This window comes from Rhodoferax sp. PAMC 29310, assembly GCF_017948265.1.
GTDB lineage: Bacteria > Pseudomonadota > Gammaproteobacteria > Burkholderiales > Burkholderiaceae_C > Rhodoferax.
Genome location: NZ_CP072852.1, coordinates 1,702,857 through 1,726,328 on the forward strand (window position 1 = coordinate 1,702,857; position 23,472 = coordinate 1,726,328).

Annotated in this window: 11 protein-coding genes; 5 read left to right on the forward strand and 6 right to left on the reverse strand. The window is 59.6% G+C overall.

Annotated features, from left to right (window positions below; translation table 11 throughout):
• Positions 1 to 54 precede the first annotated feature (54 nt).
• Entirely contained in the window at positions 55 to 267 is a 213-nt protein-coding gene (rpsU, locus tag J8G15_RS07780; protein WP_210546929.1) for a 30S ribosomal protein S21, read from the forward strand.
• A 102-nt stretch (positions 268 to 369) separates the two neighbouring features.
• The gene (locus J8G15_RS07785; protein ID WP_210546930.1) at positions 370 to 816 is read left to right on the forward strand and encodes a GatB/YqeY domain-containing protein; all 447 of its coding nucleotides are present in this window, start codon (positions 370 to 372) and stop codon (positions 814 to 816) included.
• Between the two features lie 8 nt (positions 817 to 824).
• On the opposite strand, the gene J8G15_RS07790 is transcribed toward J8G15_RS07785, so the two are convergent.
• Both J8G15_RS07790 and pmbA read right to left on the reverse strand, forming a co-directional pair.
• Positions 825 to 1,637: a DUF4399 domain-containing protein gene (locus J8G15_RS07790; protein ID WP_240538480.1), complete on the reverse strand. Its 813-nt coding sequence runs from the start codon at positions 1,635 to 1,637 to the stop codon at positions 825 to 827.
• 93 nt (positions 1,638 to 1,730) lie between these two features.
• Positions 1,731 to 3,125, reverse strand: coding sequence for a metalloprotease PmbA (gene pmbA, locus J8G15_RS07795; protein ID WP_210546932.1), 1,395 nt, complete (start codon positions 3,123 to 3,125; stop codon positions 1,731 to 1,733).
• 64 nt (positions 3,126 to 3,189) lie between these two features.
• Between pmbA and yjgA the strand changes: the two genes are divergently transcribed.
• Both yjgA and mog read left to right on the forward strand, forming a co-directional pair.
• Complete coding sequence (yjgA, locus tag J8G15_RS07800) at positions 3,190 to 3,855, forward strand: ribosome biogenesis factor YjgA (RefSeq protein ID WP_210546933.1); 666 nt, start codon at positions 3,190 to 3,192, stop codon at positions 3,853 to 3,855.
• Positions 3,852 to 4,460, forward strand: a complete 609-nt coding sequence (mog, locus tag J8G15_RS07805) for a molybdopterin adenylyltransferase (RefSeq protein ID WP_210546934.1) — start codon at positions 3,852 to 3,854, stop codon at positions 4,458 to 4,460. The genes yjgA and mog overlap by 4 nt, the downstream gene beginning before the upstream one ends.
• 12 nt (positions 4,461 to 4,472) lie before the next feature.
• Here the strand turns inward: mog and cysE are convergent, their stop codons facing one another.
• Positions 4,473 to 5,246, reverse strand: a complete 774-nt coding sequence (gene cysE / locus J8G15_RS07810; protein ID WP_210546935.1) for a serine O-acetyltransferase — start codon at positions 5,244 to 5,246, stop codon at positions 4,473 to 4,475.
• Positions 5,247 to 5,255: 9 nt separating this feature from the next.
• The gene (locus tag J8G15_RS07815; protein WP_210546936.1) at positions 5,256 to 6,059 is read right to left on the reverse strand and encodes an RNA methyltransferase; all 804 of its coding nucleotides are present in this window, start codon (positions 6,057 to 6,059) and stop codon (positions 5,256 to 5,258) included.
• Positions 6,060 to 6,207: 148 nt separating this feature from the next.
• Between J8G15_RS07815 and J8G15_RS07820 the strand changes: the two genes are divergently transcribed.
• Positions 6,208 to 7,122, forward strand: a complete 915-nt coding sequence (locus tag J8G15_RS07820) for an inositol monophosphatase family protein (protein WP_210546937.1) — start codon at positions 6,208 to 6,210, stop codon at positions 7,120 to 7,122.
• 82 nt (positions 7,123 to 7,204) lie between these two features.
• Here the strand turns inward: J8G15_RS07820 and J8G15_RS07825 are convergent, their stop codons facing one another.
• Both J8G15_RS07825 and J8G15_RS07830 read right to left on the reverse strand, forming a co-directional pair.
• Positions 7,205 to 8,872: a ShlB/FhaC/HecB family hemolysin secretion/activation protein gene (locus J8G15_RS07825; protein WP_210546938.1), complete on the reverse strand. Its 1,668-nt coding sequence runs from the start codon at positions 8,870 to 8,872 to the stop codon at positions 7,205 to 7,207.
• Positions 8,873 to 8,902: 30 nt separating this feature from the next.
• A complete protein-coding gene (locus tag J8G15_RS07830; RefSeq protein ID WP_210546939.1) occupies positions 8,903 to 23,290 on the reverse strand; it encodes a leukotoxin LktA family filamentous adhesin in 14,388 nt (4,795 codons plus the stop codon).
• Positions 23,291 to 23,472 lie beyond the last annotated feature (182 nt).

Below are 23,472 nucleotides of genomic sequence, written 5' to 3' on the forward strand. Positions count from 1 at the left end.
GGGCTCGATCTCCCCACGCGACCATCGTCGGCACAATTTGGATCACATTACGTAATGACAACTGTCCGTGTAAAAGAAAACGAACCCTTTGACGTCGCTCTTCGCCGTTTCAAGCGCACCATTGAAAAGCTGGGCTTGCTGACTGACTTGCGCGCACGCGAGTTCTATGAGAAGCCAACAGCTGAGCGCAAGCGCAAGAAGGCTGCTGCTGTCAAGCGCAACTACAAGCGCATCCGCGCCATGCAGTTGCCCAAGAAGATGTACTAAAAAGTACGCCTTCACGGCACAAAAAAAGCTCACCGGGGACGCTCAGGTGGGCTTTTTTTACGCCCTCGATTTTTCAAATACTCAGCACCAAGGAACACTGCAATGTCACTCAAAGACCAAATCACCGAAGACATGAAAAATGCCATGCGCGCCAAAGACAGCGAACGCTTGGGCACGATTCGCCTGCTGCTGGCAGCCGCCAAGCAAAAGGAAGTGGATGAGCGCGTCGAGATTGATGACCCCATGATGATCGCCATCGTGGACAAGCTCATCAAACAGCGCAAGGATTCCATTGCCGCCTTTACCCTGGCCGAACGCATGGATCTGGCCGACAAGGAAGCGGCTGAAATCAAGGTGTTGGAGATCTACCTGCCAAAGCGCATGAGCGCTGTCGACGTGGCCGAGGCGGTGCAGGCCATCGTGACCCAACTTGGCGCCAGCGGCCCCGGCGACATGGGTAAAGTCATGGGTGCTGTGAAAGCCCAACTGGCCGGCAAGGCCGACATGGGACAGGTGTCTGCCGCCGTCAAAGCCGCTCTCGCGGGCTAAGCCGGCAACTACTTCACGCTGGCGGTGGTGTGCACCACCTCAGCGAGGTTCTTGTCCGGATCGACGTTGTCGACCAAAGACAGTGACAACTTGTACTCTCCGGCCGGTGGCTGGAGCCAAATTTCAGTTTCACCGTCGACAAAATCAAACTCTGCCGCCTTGCCTCCGGCCAAAGGCAGCACCGACAAGCGGAAATGGCCTGAGCCCGGAATTTTTTGAGCAAGATGTCCAACATTCAGGTTGGAAGCATGAAAAAGAACGCGAAAACGAGAGCTTGTCAGGCCCTTGTCGACGATGAGCGCAATGCTAGGAGTTGTCACAGCAGGGACTTCCACCTTGGCGCGCTGTTGACTCACCGTCACCTTGAGTGGTTTGCTGTAGACGAAGCGCGGCAAGTGCTTGTCGTCCGCCAGCAACATTCGCAAGGTGTACTCGCCCGGCGCCAGATTCAACGTCGTCTCCATCTGCCCCTTGCCGAAGTGAATATATTGGTCATTGAAGGGCAGAGGCTGCTTGAAATCCAGTGGCAGATCGCGATTAATCAGCAAATGATGATGACCACTTTTACCGCCAGCAGGCGCCTGTATGGGCGCAAGTCCCCAGCCCTGTGAGAGTCCGAAATACGCCAAAAACGGCATTTGAATCTCGTCGCCGTCCTTGAGGTTGGTGAAATACGCTTGGGCTGCGCCCGGCTTGACCGCCACTTGCCACGGGTGCAAGGGGGTGGCTGCGCCGCCTGCAAGTGCCCCTTGAGCGCCCCAAAACCCCATACTGCCCAGAAGGACCAGCCCACGAACCCACATCGTTCTATCAATTGACATCATCCATCCCTACCAAGACGCACCAGTACCTTGCCAGCGCGTTGCGAACTAAATAATTGTTTGCGGCGTCTGCGCGTCTCGACCGAACTTTGATCAGCTACCGGCCACCTTCATCCGATTCACCAAAATAGAGCCCACCGTCTTGGCGCCGTAGTTGTAGGTGTCGGCTCCGACCGCTTTGATCCCTTTCAGCATGGCTTTCATGTTGCCGGCGATGGTGATCTCATGCACAGGAAAAGCAATGCGGCCGTTTTCAACCCAGAAACCACTGGCCCCGCGTGAGTAGTCACCCGTGACGTAATTCACACCACTGCCCATCAACTCGGTCACGAACAAACCGGTTCCCAGCTTTTTCAGCATGGCATCCAGATCGTCGCCGGCTCGTGTCAGGCGCGATGTCAGCGTCAAATTGTGTGAGCCACCGGCATTGCCTGTGGTCTTCATGCCAAGTTTGCGCGCCGAGTAGCTGCTCAAAAAGTAGCCCTGTACACAACCCGCCTCCACCACCTGACGGGCTTTGACTTTGACGCCCTCATCGTCAAATGGCGAGCTGCCTTTGCCGCGCTTCACAAAAGGGTCTTCCATGATGTCAATGTGCTTGGGCAGCACCTGTTTGCCCAATGAGTCGAGCAAAAAGGAACTCTTGCGGTACAGCGCGCCGCCGCTGATGGCCTGCACGAATGAACCCAACAAACCGGCTGCCAGCGGCGACTCAAACAACACCGGGCATTCCGTGGTGGCAATCTTGCGCGCCTTCAAGCGGCTCAGTGCCCGCTCTGCTGCGTAGCGCCCCACGGCTTCGGGCGAAGCCAGGTCATCCGCGCAGCGCATGGAGCTGTACCAGGCGTCACGTTGCATGTCGTTTCCCTTGCCGGCAATCGGCGACACCGACATGCCGTGACGCGAACTGGCGTAGCCGCCTCGAAAGCCATTGGTGTGGGCGGAAAAGAAGTGAGACTGCTGGGCCGAGACGCTGGCACCCTCGCTGTTGGTGATGCGCTTGTCCACGTCCAATGCCGCAGCCTCGGCCACCAAGGCCATTTGGGCAGCCTGCGCGCTATCAATGGCCCAAGGGAAGAATAAATCCAGATTCGTACGCTGTTTGGCCGGCTGAGCGATGTCTTTGGCGTCTGGCAAGGCGGCAAACGGGTCTTCTGCCGTGAAGCGAGCGATGTCGTAAGCCGCCTGCACGGTTTGGTGAATGGCGGCTTTAGAGAAATCTGAAGTGCTGGCATTGCCGCGGCGCTTACCCACGTAGACGGTGACGCCCAGCGACTTGTCCCGGTTGCGCTCCACATTCTCCAACTCGCCCTTGCGAACCGAAACACTCAGGCCACAACCCTCTGATGCTTCGGCACCGGCATCGGAGGCGCCGAGCTTTTTGGCATGGGCCAAGGCGGTGTCCACCAGGTCTTCAAAAAATGGGCGGCTGTAGCTAAAGCCGCTGTCTGCGGCGGGCTGGGCGGGGGGCGTGTTGGATTTCTTCATATCGGAGGCTATGATACTTGGCTACGCGCAAACTCTGCCGCGCCCCTCTCTCTACTCCCCAACCATGTCACGCAAATTCAAAAAAGGCTATTTCGTTCGCGGTGAATTCGTTGCCGAAGGCAGCGATCGCGATATCGAACTCAAGGCCGAACTCAAAGGCACCGACGACCAGAGCCGAACCGACCTCAAACGCGAAAGCGATGAGCTCCAAAAACTCGGTGAAGACCTGCTGGCGATGCGCGGCGACTTGATGGCCCGCCTGGATTTGACGGACAAGCTCAGAGACGCCATAGCAGAGGCGAAGCGCATCACCAATTTCGAAGGCAAGCGTCGTCAGATGCAATTCATTGGCAAGCTGATGCGCAAGATTGAGCCCGACGTGATTCAATCGATTCGTATCGCCCTCACTGAGCAGCACAGTGGCTCGGCACACGAAAATCTGGTCCTTCACTTGTCAGAAAGCTGGCGCGACCGCCTGATGGCCAACGACGACGCCTTTGGCGGTTGGATCATCCAGTGCCCGGACACCGATAGCCAGCAACTGCGCGCACTGATTCGCCAAGCCCGCAAGGATGCCGTGCCTGAGAAGCCCGGTGACGCCGTTCGCCATGGCCGCGCCTACCGCGATATTTTTCAAATCGTGCGTGAACAGCTGAACAAGTCGGAAAGCCCCAGTGCACCAACGCACTCAGATGCGGTAAGCGAGGACGGAGAGGAAGAGGCGCAATGACCAACACCGCAGCGGCCGGCTTGGAACCGGTAAAAATCGGCATCGTGTCCGTCAGTGACCGTGCCTCCAGCGGCGTCTACCTGGACAAAGGTTTGCCAGCACTGCAAGACTGGCTGACCCGAGCCCTGAAAAACCCCCTGCAGTTCGAGCCCCGACTGATTCCCGACGAAGAGGCAGCCATCAGTGCGGCCTTGGTCGCCTTGGTCGATGCGGGCTGCTCACTGGTACTGACCACCGGTGGCACTGGCCCTGCCTTGCGCGATGTCACACCTGAAGCCACGCTGGCTGTTGCGCACAAGGAAATGCCGGGTTTTGGTGAGCAGATGCGCCAGATCAGCCTTCAATTTGTGCCGACGGCCATTCTGTCTCGCCAGGTGGCGGTGATTCGTGATCAGTCGCTGATCATCAACCTGCCGGGCCAGCCGAAATCTATTCAGGAAACCCTGGAAGGTTTGCGCGACAAAGCCACGGGCGAGTCCATCATGGCTGGCATTTTTGCCGCCGTGCCTTACTGCATCGATTTGATTGGTGGCCCTTACCTGGAAACCAACGATGCCGTGTGCAAGGCGTTTCGGCCCAAGTCGGCCATTCGCCCCACTGCTTAGGGCTTCGGCCGTCTACTTGCCAACAAGCTGATTGAGCTTGTCCGCCTCAAAATTCTCAAGCAGAGCGGCATCACAGGGCACACAATCCGTGGCCGAGCGATTGGTCTGCAGAGTCTCAATGGCTTTCCACAACAAGGCAATTTGGTGCTCCTGTGAGCCCGCATTGTCAATAAGGCCGCGCATCGCCTGACTCAACGGGTCATCGTTCTGGGTGACGCCATAGGCTGAGAACCCCATCTTCGAAGCCGCCTCTTCGCGTTTGACGTCCCGATTGGCCTGAATGATGCGCGCAGGGTTGCCCACTGCCGTGGCGCCCGCTGGCACCGGCTTGGTGACCACCGCATTGGAGCCGACTTTGGCGCCGTCCCCCACCTCGAAACCACCCAAGACCTGCGCACCCGCGCCCACCACCACATCGCGACCCAGAGTGGGGTGACGCTTGGCACCTTTGTAGAGCGAGGTGCCACCCAGCGTCACGCCCTGATAGATCGTGCAACCGTCACCAATCTCAGCTGTCTCGCCAACAACAACCCCCATGGCATGGTCGAAGAAGACGCGCTCTCCAATCTTGGCGCCGGGGTGAATCTCAATTCCCGTCAGGAACCGCGAAAAATTGGAGATAAACCGGCCCGCCCATTTGAAACCATGTGACCAGCACCAATGGGCGCGACGGTGCAGAATAACCGCGTGCAAGCCGGGGTAGCAGGTCAGAACCTCCCAGCGGCTTCGGGCCGCCGGGTCGCGTTCAAGAATGCATTCAATATCGGAGCGGAGTCGGGAAAACATGGGTGAAGTCTAGCTTTCAGAGGGTGCGTCTGTCTTGGGCAAGGGCTTGACGCCTGTGGCAGACTGCTCGACCGATTTCGCAATGCCGCGCAGCATATTGACCTCCTCAAGCGTAATGCCGGCCCGGTTCAACAGCTGATTCAAACGTGGCATCAGTTTTTTGGGCGCCTTGGGGTCCAGAAAGCCAATCGTCATCAGTGACTTCTCCCAATGTGCCAACATGCCAGCCACTTGCTGCGCATCAGCCAGCGTCGGCGTCGCGGTCGCCTCCTCCACAGGATAGGCGCCCAACGCCAGACGCCACTCATAGGCGATTACCTGCAATGCAGCACCCAAATTCAGGGAGCCAAACTTCGGATTACTTGGAATGCTGAGACAGGCATGACACCGGTACACATCGTCATTGCTCATGCCAAAACGCTCACAGCCAAACAAAAACGCCACGCCAGAATTTTTATCACTTTCACCGTCAGGCCCCTGTCGAACCAGCGTGGGTAGCTCTCCTTTTGATAGCTTATCGAAATGCTCGCGCGGGGTCACGGTAGGTGGGCCAAAGTCGCGCGGAGTCATGGCGGTGGCGCACAGGTGCGACATGCCGTCCAATGCTTCATCCAACGTCGCCACAATGCGGGCATTCTTCAGCACATCTAGGGCGCCACTGGCGCGCTGGATGGTTTCCTCGCGGTTGAGCACGTTGGGCCAACGCGGTGCAACCAGCACCAAATCGTCAAAGCCCATGGTTTTCATGGCGCGTGCAGCGGCCCCGACATTGCCCGCATGGCTGGTGTTGATCAAGATAAAACGTGTTTGCATGGCATTCATCTAACACGCCGGCCAACGCGCAACCGCGCTGACAGGCTAAAATCCGCCTATTGTCGCTGTCCGCATCGCCGGGCTGTCCTGAAACGTTCTTGGTCTGTCGTGAAAGCCCCTGTGTTTTTGCGACCAACTCTCAAAATTTATGTCGTCTCCCAATCTGCACCCCATGATCAATGTGGCCGTCAAGGCTGCCCGCGCCGCTGGCGCTCTCATCAACCGCGCGGCGCTTGACGTTGAATCAGTGCGGATTTCCCAGAAACTGGTGAATGACTTTGTCACCGAAGTTGACCACGCGGCAGAGCATGCCATCATCGAAACCCTGCTCACCGCCTACCCAGGCCACGGCATCTGGGCCGAAGAATCGGGGCGGGAGCACGGCGCACAAGATTCAGAATTCGTCTGGATCATCGATCCGCTGGACGGCACCACCAACTTCATACACGGCTTGCCCGTCTACTGCGTTAGCATCGCGCTCGCCGTCAAGGGAAAGATTGAACAAGCGGTTATTTACGACCCAAGTCGCAACGACCTTTTTACAGCGACCAAAGGTCGGGGCGCCTATATGAATGACCGCCGCCTGCGCGTTTCCAAACGGATTCGGTTGCAGGACTGCCTGATTTCTACAGGCTTCCCCTTCCGCCAGAGCGACGACTTCAACACCTACTTGCGCATGATGGGCGACATGATGCAACGCACTGCCGGCCTGCGCCGCCCGGGCTCTGCTGCGCTGGACCTGGCCTATGTCGCTGCAGGATTCACCGATGGATTCTTCGAGACTGGCCTTCAGCCTTGGGATACAGCGGCCGGTTCATTGATGGTCACTGAAGCGGGCGGATTGGTCGGGAACTTCTCGGGCGACGCCAACTTTCTGGAACAACAAGAATGCATGGCCGGCAACCCCCGCATCTACGGGCAGCTGGTCAGTATTCTGGGCAAATACAGCAAGTTTGCCAGCGCCGGTGAAAAAGCCGCCGTTAGCCAAGCTGTGCAGGCCCTTGTCGCTGAGGGCAAGGGCAGCGTCGGGGTGGCCGCCGCTCCAGGCGACGCTTCAGAGTAACGCCGAACCTAGGGCCCCGAGCGGCCATTGGGCGATGACCGCCTCACGGCAGCTTGATCGGCATTGACCCTCTGGCAAAAACTCATAACCATTGAATATTGATACCCATATGAATTCGAGGCGACACCTTGGAATCTTCAGCGGGATTGTTCTCAAGGGGATAGGCCAGTGTTAGTCGTGCCGACACCTTGCTGCCGAAGTCAAAGATCAAGCCAAACCCGGCGCTGCTAAGCGAATCGTTCTTGGTCACACTGACGCCCGGCCGATAGGGCAAAGTACCACCATGATCGAGAAATACCAGTCCATGCACCCCGGGGACCGAGTTTGCCATCTCCTCAGGCGACGGTGAATTCAACGCCGCCCGCAATTCGACACTGCCAAAGTACCCATGGCGCCCGGACAGCAGACCTTCAGGAAAACCTCTGACGGAATAAAGCCCACCAACCTGGAATTGCTCGCCGGCCGGCAGGACATCAGTGAATGAGTACTGCAACCCCGCCTTGGTGATCAGTTGAAGGCGCCCGCTCAAGCGGTCAACCCGACTGGCACTCGCCCGAAAATACGAAAAATCCGAATTAGCTCCAAATGCCTTTGTTCCCACGTTCAGGCTGTTGTCCAGCGTCCAGGCGTAATCGTCAAAGTGCGCCTCACCGCTGATGCCCATGGAAAAAACATGCAAACCAACATCCTGCTGAGTCAACCCGCCAAAGAGACTCACGGAGTTCCGTGACGAAAAACGGCCATAGGCCGCCCATTGCCGATTCATGGTGATGGACAACGGCTGCGTCAGACCCAGCGACAAATCCTGTGACCGACCACTGATGTCTAGCGGTACAAACGGGCCATTGACCAGCTTGATGGAGCCATGGTTGTAGGCCACATCCAGGCGCAAATCGTTCGTTGAAACAGGAACCGAATAGCTCAGGCCATAGCTGTCCGACCCTTGAGTCCCCGTCGCCAACAACTGCAGGTTGTCGTTGCGACCCGTCAAATTACTCGCGTTGAAAATGACGCCCAGGCGCGAATCCCCCACGGATTCACGCCCCGCGTTGTCAGCAAACGTCGTCAACTGATATCGCTTGGGCTCTTGCACGTCGATCGTGATATCGGTCGTTCCCACCTTCGCACCAGCAGTCACATCGGCACGCAATTTTGTCGCATACAAGGAATTAAAACGAACCAGGTCAGACTCGAGTTGGGTAACTGACACCAAGTCACCCTGCCTTTGATGGATGCGGTCACCCACAAAGTCCGGGTTCAGGTACTTCGCTCCAGACACCTTCAACTCTCCGAGTCGCGCCTCAATCAGTCTAATTTTGACGATTCCCAAACGGACTTCCTGCGCGGGAAGAATGGCGCGTGCCGTCTTGACACCCTTGGCGTCATAGAGCTTGTTCAGATCATTGACGGCCTGGTATAGGTCATTCAGGCTAACCGTCTTACCCTCATAGGCATCCAGGACCCCGCGAATTTCTTCCGTGGTCAACAGCTCGGATGAATCGATATCAAAGCGGGTGACCGGAATGTTTTTGACATCCGAAACTACACCCTGCTCCTTGCTTTGCCCGGGAACGGTGATCTCGGGGCTCTGAGGGGCCGCCTTCTGAAGTTGCTTCTCGAGTTTGGAGCGTTCCAGACTGTCCTGATCCAGCCGTTGTATGGCGCCAGGTGTCGGTGCTGTGGCGGCGTGAAGACCCAGGCTTGCGCCCAGGACGTTTACGAAAATGAGATGCTTTGTCTTGATAATCACTGTTCAGTTGCTCTCTTATTACTGTTATTCCTAGCGGGAAAGGTCGCCCATCCAGTTGGCGCCGACTCTAACCAGCGTTTGGCCAGAATTTTGTCCATCCGACCCATTTGAGAAGCCACTCAAAATATCCTTCTCGCGATCCTCTCCCTCGGCATTGCCAGCTGATTTTTGGGTTTGCAGTGCAAAACCAACCGCGTCAGCAACATTGCCGGGAGGATTCCCCGCAACCTGCAGATCGGGGTTTCTCATCAAGATGAAGGCATCCAAAGCCACCGAGTTTGACAACGCATTCAGGCTGAAGTCGCCCCCAAGTGTGAACCCGTTCACGTCATACCCTGGATTGGCGGCGCGGCTGAGCGTGTCAATTCGCGTCGAGTAGGCCGGCATGTTGAACACCGCGTAATTGGTGATGTTGCCAGTCGGAACCTGAAGGCTTGGCGTATGCGCGGTGATTTCTGCAATGCCGGCATTGAAGACAGCAAACGTCACGCTGGCGTCTGAACTCCCGTCCATCACAATGTTTGCGCCCGGTCCACCGCCGACGTTCGCCACTGACAGGGTGAGTGGCCCTTCCAATGGTGTTGTCGCAACATTGGCAATGATCGTCGAGGCAAGGAAGGTGGCATTCGCCGCCACCTGTGCCACGAGAGGGCCTCCGGCCCCGATACTGTCAGGCGCCTTGATGAGCAAGCCTCCCAAGGCCACGATATCGACACCACCAGTTGCCGCCGCTTTGCCAGCGACGACCGAACCACCCCCGTCGGTACCCGCCTCCAGCGAAACGTCTCCGTTGGAAGTGCGAACCTGTCCGCCGTCGAAGTGAATATCGTCGGCCGCAGAGAGCGTCACACCCGCGTCGGCCTGCACAGTGCCGGCCAGTGTGACGGAGCCCTTTACCGCCGTCAGCTGAAACACGTTCTGCGTCGTGATGTCACCCAGCCTGGCCAACAGGCCCGTGGTGCTGAGGTAGATCCCGTTGGGCGCGCTGGCGCTCAGCAGTCCTGTCTTGCCCATCTGCACGTCAAGCGCATTCTGGCCGCCTGGCTTGCCAACCGTATCGCCTGCGATCAATGTGACGTTGGTGCCCTTCACGTCAAGCAGACTGTCCTCAACCGCCTCGACAATCCTGCCTTGTGCGTCAAGCGCGACGTCACCGCGGGCGAACACGGAACTGACCACCATGTCGCCACTGACTTCACGGACAAACAGGTCGGTACCAGCGCGTGCTGTGAGTGAGCCACTGGCGCCCAGGTCGACCAGAATCGGCGAGCCCGCCGCACCAAGTGAACCCTGACCAGCCTCCAGTACGGCACTCTTTGCAATCACGTGCGTCTGTCCGTTCTTGCCCAGCAAGCTGGCACCAGTTTTGATTCGAACCTCGTCGACAGCGCTGACCTGTCCGAGAGTGACATCGGATTCGGAGCTCAGAAGAACACTACCGGTAGCGGTACTGGCGTCAAGCGTGCCATTGACCGTGACATCCATATCTTCGTATTGCTTCACGCTGATCTGGCCGTTGACATCCACCGTGATGTCGCTGCGCTCCGCAGTTAGTAAGGCGAGCTTGTCCGGGTCGCTCAACAGGCCCTCGGCGTCCAGCGTGATCACCGTCGATGCGACTTGTTGCATGCCAATGCCAGTTTGCGCCGTCAGCGTCACGTTGCGACCAACAACGTTGGCCTCTTCAATGCGAATGTCGGTGTCGGTCGTCTCGCGGAACAGGCCTGCCGCCAGCGCATTGACCAGTTGAGCTTTGGTCCATTGCGCGCCTTCTGACAAAGAGGCGGTTTCAGTGGCCGTGAGGCCAGGTCCCGAGACCCCGGGCTTGTAATCGGCGATGTAGCCTGTATCACCAAAACGCGTATAGGCAGCGTGATAGGCATCGGTCTGGGCCGTGCTGTAGGCCACCAGCTCTGAATCACCCCAGCCGTTGATGGTTTTCAGGGAGGTGGCCTGGTTCGGCGTCAACTCAAACTTGAAGTTGGCGTTGTACGCATCGGCGATATAGCTGCCATCGCCGTTCAGGTGCAAACGGCGCATGCGGAAGTAGCTCTCGTATTGCTGCTTCAGCTGCCCTGTCTGACTTTCCAGACTCCGATCCAAAGCATCCTGCGACTCCGAACCAGTCAGGCCCATCTCTTTCCAAAGACCCAGAAGCGCGGTGCGCCCTTGTATGTCCTCCTGTTCCACCGTGTTGGCGTCCAACAAGCGACCGGGTGCTGCAAGGTGAACATCGCCCGTCACCGACGCCACCTGCTTCACGCGCAGGTCACCGGTGGCCTCTTGCAGGCGGATGTCACCAACTGCGCTGGCAGATAAGCTGCCAGCCGTGCCCAGAGTTTCGACCTGCAGCGCCAGGGTATCCATGAGGCCGTGGATGCCGCCATTGATTGAGACCAGCGACACGTTTTGACCCGTCACCGCTGTGCCAGCGACCGAAGTGCGGATGTCCCCGTCTGCCGTGAGGTTCACATCACCCTGAGTAGCGCTAACGCTGTTGATCAGCAGATCGCCGCGGCTCGTTGCAACCGCCACGCCATCTCGTCCGCTGGCCGTCAGGGTTCCGTCATTGACCAACTCAACACGAACCGGCGCGGACACCGTGCCTATGGCACCAGCAGCTGAGTTCAGATCGATCTGCTGGCCCTGCAGCCGTGCATCAGCGTTGAGGGTGGCCATGCCGTTGCTGGCATCCAGCGTGATATCCCCCGCCACACTGCGCACCAGGCCTGAGAACAGCAGCTGGCCGTTGGTATCAATTTTGACCTCAGAGGAGTCAAATCCGGTGAACATCACGGCCACGCCCTGAGACGCGTTGAGGCTGTGCTGGAAGCTTTCAGTCTGGGTCCAGGTGTACTTTTCCTTGGATGAGTACAGCCGGCTGTGGCAAACCCCCCAAAGGCAATCCACCGCGCTGCTGGTACGAGGCAGTGTGGTCTTGCTCTCGGGGGTAAGTGCGTTCGTGTAGTCCAACTTGTAGTCGTCTCCTTGGTTGCTCACGATGGACAGCCAGTCGCCATCAATTCGGCGGGTGTAGGTGGGCTTATCCGGCGTGACGCTGGAAGGCTGCTGTCCTGGATCACGCGCCAAGAAATCGGCACCCCAGGTGGTTTTGGTAAGGTAAGTCTCTACCCGTTCCCAGTTAGTGGTCTGTTCATTGATCCAGTTGAAGCGCCGGTTGGCCATGGGGTTGAAGACGGTATTGCGACCGTCGTTGACATTGGAAGTAGCCACAATCTGCATCGCTCCGCCCGCACCCGTGTTGGTGCTCGTGGTTGCCACGCCATTGACGCGCGTGATTTCCGTCACCAGCGGTGTCAGGTCCGCACCGCGGTAATTGCCGTTCACGTCACGCGCGGTGTCGGTGATGCGGATCATCCCCTCAACGCCAGGGCCCGTGTCCAGACGCCCCACGGCGAGGTCGTACCCGGTGGTGTTCGTGATATTGATGCGCCCATAGCCGTCCATCACACTCAGTTCACCGTTGCCGGTAGAAAAGATGTTGCCGTGCAACTCCATGTGGCCGCCGGCCATGCGCACGTCAGCCAACTCAAGTCGGTTGAACTCTGCGTCGTAGCGCAATTTGATCTCGCCGCTGTCGGCGATACCGTCGGCCGTCGGGTTGGTCAGGTCGAAGTAGCGCGTGGCACCACTGGGGTTGGCCGTCCAGACTGAGCGTGCATTTTGCATGACCACCCGATTGCTGAGCGTCGGGTCTAGCACGCTCGTTGCGTCCAGCAATGAATCGGTGATGGAAATACCGCGCTCGGGCAAACCAGCCTGGATCAGGCCATTGATGTTGAGCTTTTCGGCGTTGATGTAGACGTTATTGCCGGCGATGGTCGATCCGCAGGCAACTGACGCACAGCTAGGTAGTCCGCTCTGTGCATAGTCCGCTTTATCAGTCTCTCGATCGTCTGGCAAGTTATCCAAACGCGCTACCGGGTCACCACCCTGGTGGGTGTAGCCGGGTGACCAGGTCTTGATGAAGTCACCCCCCGTCACCAAGGTCACTGTTTCCGCACCAATGTTGCCTGCCACGCGCAAAGTGCCATGACTGGTCGCCTTGGCTTCACCGCCCAAGTTGGTCACATTGCCGTAAATCCAAAGTTGCGCTGCGCCACCGCTGTTACCGCTGTCGTTGCTGTTGCTGTTTTCCACCAAGATGGATGGTTTGCTGGTGTTAAACGCGTCGGTGATGCCGAGGTTGGCGCTTTGGCCAATGGCGTTGCGCTGGTTGATGTCGTCTTTGTTCGAGACGCGCATCCCGTTGAATGTGACCTGCCCGCCGCCCTCATCGGGGATAAACAGATCAGCATTTACGCGCATGAAGCGGGAGGACTCATTCTTGATTTCGATCTTCGCGTCGCCTGGCGCCACGAGAGCACCTTCGCCCGTGAGTGCCTTGCCGCTGACCCTCACATTGCCAGAGCGCGCCGCGATGATGTCGTCGGGCACACCGATGTCCACAAAGTCCACATTGGTGGCACCCTGCAACTGGGCGAGCTGGATCGAGAGAATACTGGCGTCTGCACCTATTCCCAAAGCCGCATCGGACGCACTGCCTGAGTCCTGGGCCGCAGCCAGGTTGCCATTGGCGCTGATAAGTCCAGCATTGGCAGAGGCCACCGCACTGTCGGCAGAAGTAACACCCTGGTTGGCGGATGCCGCAGCGTCATTGGCAGCCACAACAGCAGCGGCCTTGGCGGCCGCATTGGCTGCTGCGCGCGCGTTGTTGGTCGCCTGTGCGGCTGCGATCTTGGCGGCGGCAGAGGCGCCGGTATCGGCGTCAACGGCCGCCTGACTCGCGGCGGCATTGGCCACGGCCCGAGCCTTGGTGGCTGCCTCACTGGCGGCGTTTGCCATCGCCTGCAAATAGGCCTTGGCGGCTGTGTCGGTCGTGGCGTTGGTGGCTGCAACCAAATCATCGCGTACTGTTTCAGCCTGGCCTGCAGCGGTGCTGGCGGCAGTTGCATTGGCGGCGTTGGCCGCAGTCGCGGTGGCGGTCGCTGCCGACGCCACTTTCACGGCAGCGGTCGTGTCAGTCGCGGAGAGCCCCGCCCCCTGGGCTGCCAACGTTGCTGCATTGGCGGCAGCAGCTGCGGCACCTGCGGCGGCAGTGGCCGCATTTTTAGCCGTGTCGACGTAGCCTTGAACATTGGTCATCACCAAGTTGGCGGCGGTCTGATCCTGCAAGGCCGCCGTCTTCTGGGCCTGCGCATCGGCTTGGGCTCCGAGGGCCGCGGCCACGGCGCCACCACCTTTGAAATCTTCAAACTGCTTGTTTTTCAACACAGCCAATTCGTTCAGTTCATCAATTTCCAGCTCCAGCAATTTAGCGACATTCTGGCCATCGGTCTTGGTGACCAGATCCAGCAACCCTTCCGAAGCGGTGACTACGCCGTTCTTGTCGACGGTGATCCACTGATGGCTGCGAATACCCGCTTGCACTGAGCCCTCCACCTGCACACGCGAGGACGCGCCTCCCACCGGCACGGCGAGATTGGCATTGTCGGCACTGGAGCCACCTGTGATTTTTAGAGAGGAGGTGTCGGCGCCAAAGAAGTTGCCGATGGCGGCCAGCGCTTCGCGGTACAAATCAGTGCCTTCGCCGAAACCGCGTGCCTTGTGCGCGCCGTCGGTGGCCGTGAGATAGACATCCCGTACTGCACGCACTTGCGCAGCATTGGCAATGGTGATGTCGTTGTGCTGCTCCAACCGGCCATAGGCTTTGGGGTCGGTTTCGATGGGAATAGCGGTGCGATTCCACAAGCGGGTTTCCGCGTCAGCACTGAGGTCGTTGGCCTGCGTACGATCGGTACCGGCCATCAAATGCACGCTCTCCCCTGCTTCCAGGAAAGCGTTTGTGCCAATGCTCACCACCTGATCGGCGCTGATTGTGGAACTGCTCGTGCCTTCTGCGGCGCCGGCCAATCCGTAAGTTTTGGAGTGGGCCTTGGCCTTGGCTGTGGCGGCGGTTCGGGCTGAGAGCTCGATATTGCCGTCGCTCAGCAGTGCTGCACTGTCCCTCACTGTGACTCCGGTGGTACTGACGTTGTCGATCACGGATTCGGCTCGGGCAATGGCAATAGCACCGCCGGAGTCCAGACGCACGCGATCGTAAGCGGCCACCTCGTTCCAGGCCGCCAATTCAAGCAGACCGTTAACGGGCACTTTAACAATTCGGCTATTGTTGTCCAAAACGGACAGCAGAGCATCGTTTTTCACACTGAGCAAGGCATCGCGGCCCACACTCACCTGCGCATCGTTTCGGATCTGGGTTTCCGACCTTGCCGCGGCCCCACTGAGCAGGCCGCCCGAGCCGGAGTCCACCTGATAGCCGCTGGCGTTGTCCGTGGATTTTTCGATTTCGTTGCCGGCACGCGCACTGAACAGGTCTTGCGCAGACACAATCATGTTCTGACCGATGGCAGCCCCGGTATCGACATTCACATTGTTCACGGCGCGGGCGCCAGACGCGCCCACGGCGGCGGCGCTGGTGGAATTGGCAGTAGCGTCAAAATCCACACGCTGCACTGCATCGATGTCCACTGTGTCTACCACGACGGTACCACCGTTGCCAGCCGGCGTGCCGAGTTCAACAGTTGTATCAGCGTCGGCATCAGTTTCTGACAGGGAGGCAATCAACACGCCCAGGCCGCCGGCGCCTGAGACCGTGCCGGCGCGCAGGGTATCGCTGCCATCGGCCTGCAAGCGCACAGCGCCCGCAACCAGATCAGCCCCATCACCCACCTTCACATGGGTTTGGGTGTTGGTACGCGCTTTGGCGGTATTGCTACCCGCTGCGAGCAAGCCTGCATTGATGCCAGTGACATCGGCTTCTGCACGGGTCGATGAGAGTGCCTGCACGGACAAATCACCACCGGTGGTGATTTCATTGTTGTCGCCCAGCAATGCCTCGGTGGTGGCACCGACACTGGCATTTGCTGATGTGGCGCTGGCCCCCAGCAGCAGGCCACCTGCGCCCGCAATGGCATTGGCATAGGCTGTGTCACCGGTGCGCAATGTGCGTGCCCGCACATCCATACTGCCTGAAACGATGTCTGCGTTTGCACCAGTGGTGGCGCGCGCCACGGTATTCACATCTGCATTCGCCACAGAGGCGCCGATAGACACACCGCCCGAAACCGCCACGCCCAGTGCCTCAGCGTGCGCGTTCGGGTTCACGTCAGCGTGCAGCGTGATAGCTCCAGTTCCAGTGCGAATGAATGCGTTATTGCCGATCGATGCCAACGCCTGGGTGTTGTCATTCGCCTCGGCCAATGCGCCAGCGGCGCCCGCAAAAAGGCCACCCGCCGCTGCAGCGACGTCGGCACTCCCCTTGGTTTTCGCATCGCTGCCCACGGTCAACGACTTGGAGTTAATCCGCACATTGCCTAAAAGGTCGGCGCTAGCAACACTATTTTGATCGACTTTTGTGATGGCCGCACCTATCCCCACCGCACCCGCTGCGAGCGCACCGCCCTTTGCCTCCAGGTCGTGGTCTATCTTGGCCGACACTTTGACCCCACCGGTGGCGATCACGACGCCACCGAGTTCAGCCTGCGCTTTTGACGCCTTATCGTGCCAAGCAAAACTGGCGGCCAGACCGGCCAATCCACCGCCGCCCGCGTAGGTCCGAAGCAGCGATTCATCGGGCTGATCGTCAATCGCAATCACGCTCACACTGCCGCCAGCCGTGGTAGTGCCACTCAAGGAAACAACCGTCTTGTCGCTGACCGTGGCAATGGCGATACCGCCACCCACCGAGAAACCTGCTGAAGCCGCGGCCCCGGTGGCGGTAGCGTCGGTATCAGTTTGGTTATGGGCGTTTACATTCACATCCCGACCCGCGTTGATCGTGGCGCCGGCGGCAACGCTAGCCGCCGCAGAAGTGGCAACGGGGGCCGCGCCCAAGTCTTGCGATAGCTGAACGCTGCTGCGCGCCGCATCTGCGCGGGATGCCGACGCACTCCATTCGCTGCCCAGTTGGTCGCCCGTGGCGCTGCCGCTGGCGAGTTCACCGGCCTTGCCCACCGAGCCAGTAGAGTTGTCTTTTGCGTCGCCGTCAGGGCGCGCGCCGACGGAGATGACGGATACGGCGCCTGCGATGCCAGCCGTGTAGCCCCCAGCCAGTGCCGTTGCAGTGGAGTCCACATCACGCACAGTATTGGCGCTGACGGTGATATCGCGGTCGGCCGTAACCGAAGCACCGCTGGCCACGCTGGCCGAGGCACCGTTGTGAATCAGGGTGACATCGGCTACAGCGCCGATACCCGCGCTGCCGCCCACGCCCAAACTACCCAATCGGTTGGTCACTCGGGTGAGGTCACTGGCCGTAACAGCCACGTCCTGCGTTGCACTGCCATAAGTGATGTCGTTGTTGACGCTCACCCCGGAGCCCACCTCGGAGTCTGTGCTGCCCTTGACCACCACCACATTGATCGTGCCAGCCACGCCCACGCCGCCCGCTGCGGCGGCTGTGTAGGCATCGTTCTTCTGCTCGAAGGTCGACGCTGCGTTAACTTTGGTCTCACCATTGGCGTTGAGCTCGCTCGTGCCGCTCACGCTGGCCCGGGTGTTTTGCTCGACCACGGTCACGGCCGCGGTGATGCCCACGCCAGCCCCACCGCCGCCAGCCAGTGCACCGGCCGTGAGATCGACATCAGAGTCTGACGTGGCTTCCACCTTCACGCTGCCTTTGGAATCGAGCTTCGCGTTGTTGACCAGCGCTTCGGTCGTGCCGTCCAGTAACACAACACCGACCGTGCCCGCCAGGCCAGCGTAGCCGCCGCCGGCGGCAGCCATCACAACCTGCTTGATGTTGGTGCTGGAAGCTGCATCGATCGCCACCGCCTTCTGTGCTTGCACCTGTGCGCCACTGACTTTGGCTCGGGTGGTATGCGATACCACGGCTGTGTCGGCCGCGCCGCCCGCGCCCGCGCTGCCCCCCGCGGCGACGCCGCCGGTTTTAGACACCATGGTGTCATGGTGATAGGCCGCCACTCGGGCTTCCTGCTCCGCGTCACCAAATACCGCGTTCAGCTGCGCTCCGCCAGTGACCTCGGCTGTTGTACTGCCGCCCAGTATGGCAATACTCACCGTCCCCGCCACGGCACCACTGCCGCCTCCGGCTGCGCTCACGGCGTAGTTCTCCACCTCTGAGGTCGATGAGGACACCACGGCGGCGCCACGCAAATCATCCTTTTTCTGCTGACCTTTCAACGCGCCAGCCCCAGACAAGGTACCGTTGTCGACCTTCGCAGCATCTCCCTGGCCCAGGGCAGTGACCTGAGTTCCCGCTCCGGTCACTTCGGCCTTGGTGTCTGCGTGCATGTCATTGAAGGCAATGCCGCCTGCGCCCCCGGCGGACCCGCCGATGCCTACAGCACCGGCCCTGGACTTGATGAAATCGTCCGCGTCAGCAGTGACCAACGCATTGCCAGTAGCGTAGACCTTGGCAGCATCGCCAATACGCGCCGTGGTGGACCCGCCCACATCGTTCAGCGCAATCGAGCCCGCGAGCCCGGTGGTGCCCGCCGCTGAACCCGAGATGGCCCAGACGTCGAGCGTGCCGGTACGCTCGGCCGCCACATTCACATTGGCCGAATTGGCCGAGCCGCCGGAGATCTCGGCTTTTACTTCGCCAGCGATGTGGTTATAGGAACCGGAGGCGCCCACCGCATTGCTGCCACCCACGGCCGCTGCGCCGGTGAACGAATCGATGGTGGAGGCATTGGCCGCATGCACCTTGACTAACCCGTTCGTGGCCAAAATCACGGAATCTTTGGCCGAGGCGGTAGTCGTGTTGTCGATGGTGTTGATGCCCACCGAGCCGGCTAGGGCATTCTTGCCGCCGCTGCCGCCGACGGCAAAGGCCTCGATGGTGGCATTCTCAGTGGCTTCGACTCGGACGTTTTTACCCGACAGGGACCCACGCTCGACTTGGGCGAGGGCTTCGTTGCTGATGTCGTTTTTGGCCAGCGCAATGCCGACCGTCGCACTACCGCCCGAGAGAGCCACGCTGCCCGCAATGGACTTGATGTCCGAGATGTCGTCGGCGTCCAGGTTCACATCGTTGCCGCTGGAGGTGAGCACGGCATCGGTGCTCTTCGCCTCCGTGTGGTTGTCGATGTCGTTCCAGCTCACCGAGCCCGCAAACCCTACGCCCTTGGAGGCGCTCAAGGCGGCGGCCACCGAGAAGATGGCGTTGTTACTGATTGCGGTGGCTTGTACACCGCCTGCGCCGTTCACCATGCCGCCGTTGAACCCAGCAAAGGTGTCCGAGGCAACGGACGAGATGGCCACGCCCACGCCGAAGCCCCCCTTGCCGCCGTAGCTGGCCGCACCGGCCACGCTGCGTATGTTCGACTCGTCCGTGGCGGTGAGGGACACGGTGCCACCAGCGTTCACACTGGCGTCATTCGTCGAGGCCGCGCTGACATTGTTAACGTCGCTGTACGAAACCGAGCCCGCAATGCCTTGCTTGTCCCCGGCAGCCCCTGCTGCGGAGATGGACCACATCGCGCCTGTGTTCAGCGAATTCAGTTGTACGGCACCGTTGGAGGCATCCACACTCGCATCGCTGAGGTAGGTGCTGGTGTTCTTGCCGAGCTGGTTCCAGGTGAAGGCACCGGCCAGACCGGCCGATTTATCCTTGGCTACCGTGAGACTACCCGCCCCGGCGATGGCCAGCGCCCGGTCTTGCGCTGCTGACTTGAGGCCTGCAGCCAATATGATCGTTTCGTCGACCGTGCCGTCCGCATCGACATCCACGCCAACGCTGCTGCCTGTGCCACCGTTCACAGTCACACTGGCAAGATCGGCGATGCCTGCGGAGGTGGTCTGGTTCACGAGATTGACCGACGCGGCACCAGAAATTCCTACGCCAGACTTACCTTGACCGCCGGTGTCCTTCGAATTGGTCTTGGTGCCGTCGCCACCGGTCTTTCCAGCGTCATCTTCCTTGGCGGAAGGCCCGGACCCGGCCACGGTGAATGCGCCCAGAGCATTGCTGGCCTGCGCGTCGAGCAGTACGTTGCGCGTTGCTGTCAGTGTGCCGCCCACGCCGTTCTCACCGTCACGGTTGCCGACGATGGCCAGCACCTCACGCTTGATCTCGTTGATCGCGACAGAGAATCCAATGCCTACGCTCGCGGATCGGGCCACGCCGCCCGCGACGTTAATCACCAGGCTGTCGTCCTTGGCCTGCACAAACACGTCATCAGCGCTCATGCTTCCGCCCGCACCAATCTGCGCGATGGTGTGCAGGTCTGCATTGAGCAGAGAAAACGCGCCGTTGATGGATTCTTTGGCGGCTTTGCCCGCGGTTTCAGTCACATCAACCTGATCAAAGCTGGTATGAGCCTGCACCACCACGTCATCGGCGCGCACGGTTGCCCCCTGAGCGATGCTGGCGTCGGTGCCGCCGCTGAGGTCGAACTGCAGGTACGAGCCGCCAAAACCGGCGGAGCCGCCGTCAATAGGCTGGCCGATCACCTTCTCAGGTACACCAGACAAGTTCAGAATGCCTTGTGTGGCGCGGGCGATCACATTGACGTCCTGGCCGGCGGCCGCGGGGCCAACGCCGACATTGATGCTGGCCGCACCAATTCGAGCCGTGGCTTCGTTGTTCAGCGTGAAGAAATTGACCGAACCCGCAAATCCGAGTTTTTCGCTCTCGATTGAGGTCTTTGACCAGGTCGTGGCACCGACGGGGTTGGCCACCATTTCTTTGGCGGCCGCTCCAAGATCGGCCCATGCATCAGGCGAGGACCAGTCCATGGCCTTGAACTTGTCGATGATCGAGGACCAGTCGGACCAAAACGGACTGATCGCAGACAGTGCATTGACGTTGACCGCTCCGCCGGTATTGATGATCGACCCATTGCCGATCAGGGCATTGGCTTGGTGGCTCATATCAGCAACCACCACCGCGGCGGAAATGGCAATCTTCTTTTTTTCTTCTGGGGTCTTGGTGTCGCCCTCGGCCTTCTTGTCCAGCTCGCGCTGATCCACCTCGGCCGAGCTCTCGAAGCTCACCTTTTCTTCGGCTTTGGCCAGCACGTTGAGACTGCCGGGCGTGGTGATGCGCGCCGAATCGGCAACTTCAGCGGTCACGTCGTTGGTGTTGTCCGCCCACACAAACGTGGCGGACAAGCCCAGCTTGCCAGACGAGCCGCTGCGCGCATCGGTGCTTGGGGCTTTGGCCACCTTCTCGGACAGCTTCTCGAACAGAATTTCGTCTGGCGTTTTACCGCTGCTGATGGCGTCAGTCACGTCCGGGTCACCGCCTGTGCCCGCTGAGGCTTTCACCTCTGATTCGGCTTCGGCCAACTCGGCTTTGACCGTCACCTGTTCGGCTGAAACATTGCCGCCCAAGCTGGCCGTGATGGTGGTGTCGCTGCTTAGTACCGCGACACCTGAGGCTGCGGTTCCGTCCTTGAACGAACCACCGCTGGCGGAGACTTTATGCTTCTTCTCGCCGCTGGCGCTCACTTCAAGTGCACTGGCCCGAGTGATCTTGGCGTCGGTGCCCACGGTCGTCACCGCATCTTGCTTGCCCACGCCGATGGCTAGCGAAACGTTGGCGTACTTGCTGGCCGACGACGCGCTGTTGTTCAGCGCCCCGGTATTGACCGTGTCCACCTCCACAGAGAGTGTGCTGTCGGCCTGGCTGCTCAAGGTCATGGCTCCGTCAGAGCCCAGTGTGGCGTCACCGATCGCGACCTTGGCGACAGCGTCGGTCTCGCCATAACCAAAGCCGGCCAGGGTGCTCACGACTTTCATGCTGGCATCAGCAATGGCGTGCGCCTTGATGTCGAGCGAACCTGTGGCGTCGATTAGCGCCCCATTGCCCACATCCACCGTGGCTTTTGCACGGGAAATGGTGACATTGGCCCCCACACTGATGCTGTCCAGGAATTCGATAGTCTTAACCGCGTATTCGTTGCCGGTCCACACCCACTTGTCATTGGCCGTGGCGGTGATGCTGACGTTGCCGCCCTTGATGACAGCCTTGCCAATCGTGACACTGGCGTTGGCATCGTCCAGCGAGCCAAGCACCGGGGTGGACTGGTTGTCCGCGGCCTCAATCCTGATGTTGCCAGCGGCCCTGCCGTTGCTGGCATTGGCCAGTAACTGCGCGTCGTCCTGGATGGCGATGTGTTTGGCCTGCAACGTGAGGTTGCCCGAGTCGCCTTGGGACGGACCAGTGAGGTGATCATCGCGCGTACCACCCGCCACATCCCTCGTCGAAATCATCACGCCGTTGCCGACGGTCAACTGAATATCGGCTTGCAGGGTCAAACTGCCAGCGTTCCATGTCACGCCCGCTTTGCTTACATTGCCCGATGCATCGCGCAATTCGTCCTGGCTGAGCAGCAGATCCGCGTTAAGCAGCAAGTTCGCGGGATCTATCAGGACTGTGCCCGCCTTTCCCTGCGCAGCGCTGGCGCTCAAACGTCCACCGGCGAGGTCAACCGTGTCTTTTGCACTGAATTCAACCGCGCCACCATCACCGCTAGCTCCGGCATTGGCTGACACATTTGCTCCGGTTTTCAAAGTAGCGTTTCTCTCGGCCATAACCAACACGCTGCCGCCATCGGCATGCTCGCCCAGACCGTCGGCAGACAATTGCCCCGCAACCTCAATATCTTGTGCTGCCACGATAGTGATCACGCCACCATGCACCTGAACGGCAGCCGCTGGCGCCACCCCTTGCACGTTGACCAAATCTCCAAACGCCACGCTGGCTTTGGCGCCAGCGAAAACCTGAGCGCCTGAAGCGGTATCCACTCTACCGCCAGCAAGGCGGACCGCATCCGCCGCGTTGATCAGCCCTTTGACCTGGATCAGCCCGCTGTCTGTCAAAGGAATGTCACCGGACAGCGCCCGGCCAACTACCGCGTCATTGATGACGCCGGTTGCGCTCATCAAACCATCCATGAACTGTGTTGTCGGTGTGGCCATCGTCAGGCTACCGACGTTGAGGACACCACCTGCCCCCACCACAATGCCATGCGGATTCAGGAAGAAAACATTGCCACCAATCTGACCAACCTTGTAGGCGTTGACCAGGCCGTTGATGTTGGACTGCTCGCCTTGAATCAGGTTCAGCAAATTACTGGTTTGACCCGGCAAATGCAGATTCACGGTGTTGGCGGCATCAACATTGAAGCGGGAAAACGAGTTGAACGCGTTGCTGCCCCGAATCGTTTGGGTCGTGATGTCGGTGACGGCGCCATTCACTGACAGCTCAGTGAGTGTTCGCCCATCAGTCACGATCGACTGTGCGACCGCAGGTGCGCCGTGAATCGCGGCCATGAAGCCGATGAATGCGCTGATCGCATCGTTCCATGCGCAGCGGCGCAGCAAACATATGTATTGACGACGGAGATAACCTTCTGCTGACTTCATTTTGACTCCTTGACTGCTATCGCAACGACTTGCTGACATTGCTTCGTTGCCAGAAATGGCCGACGGGCCAACGAGGAGAAAAAGAGTAGGAATAAGTAGGTCAACTGAGTCTTTCGTCGCGAATGGAAGGCAGGGAAAGTAGTTGGCGTAAACCCTACTCACTCTCAATACATTTGCTTGAA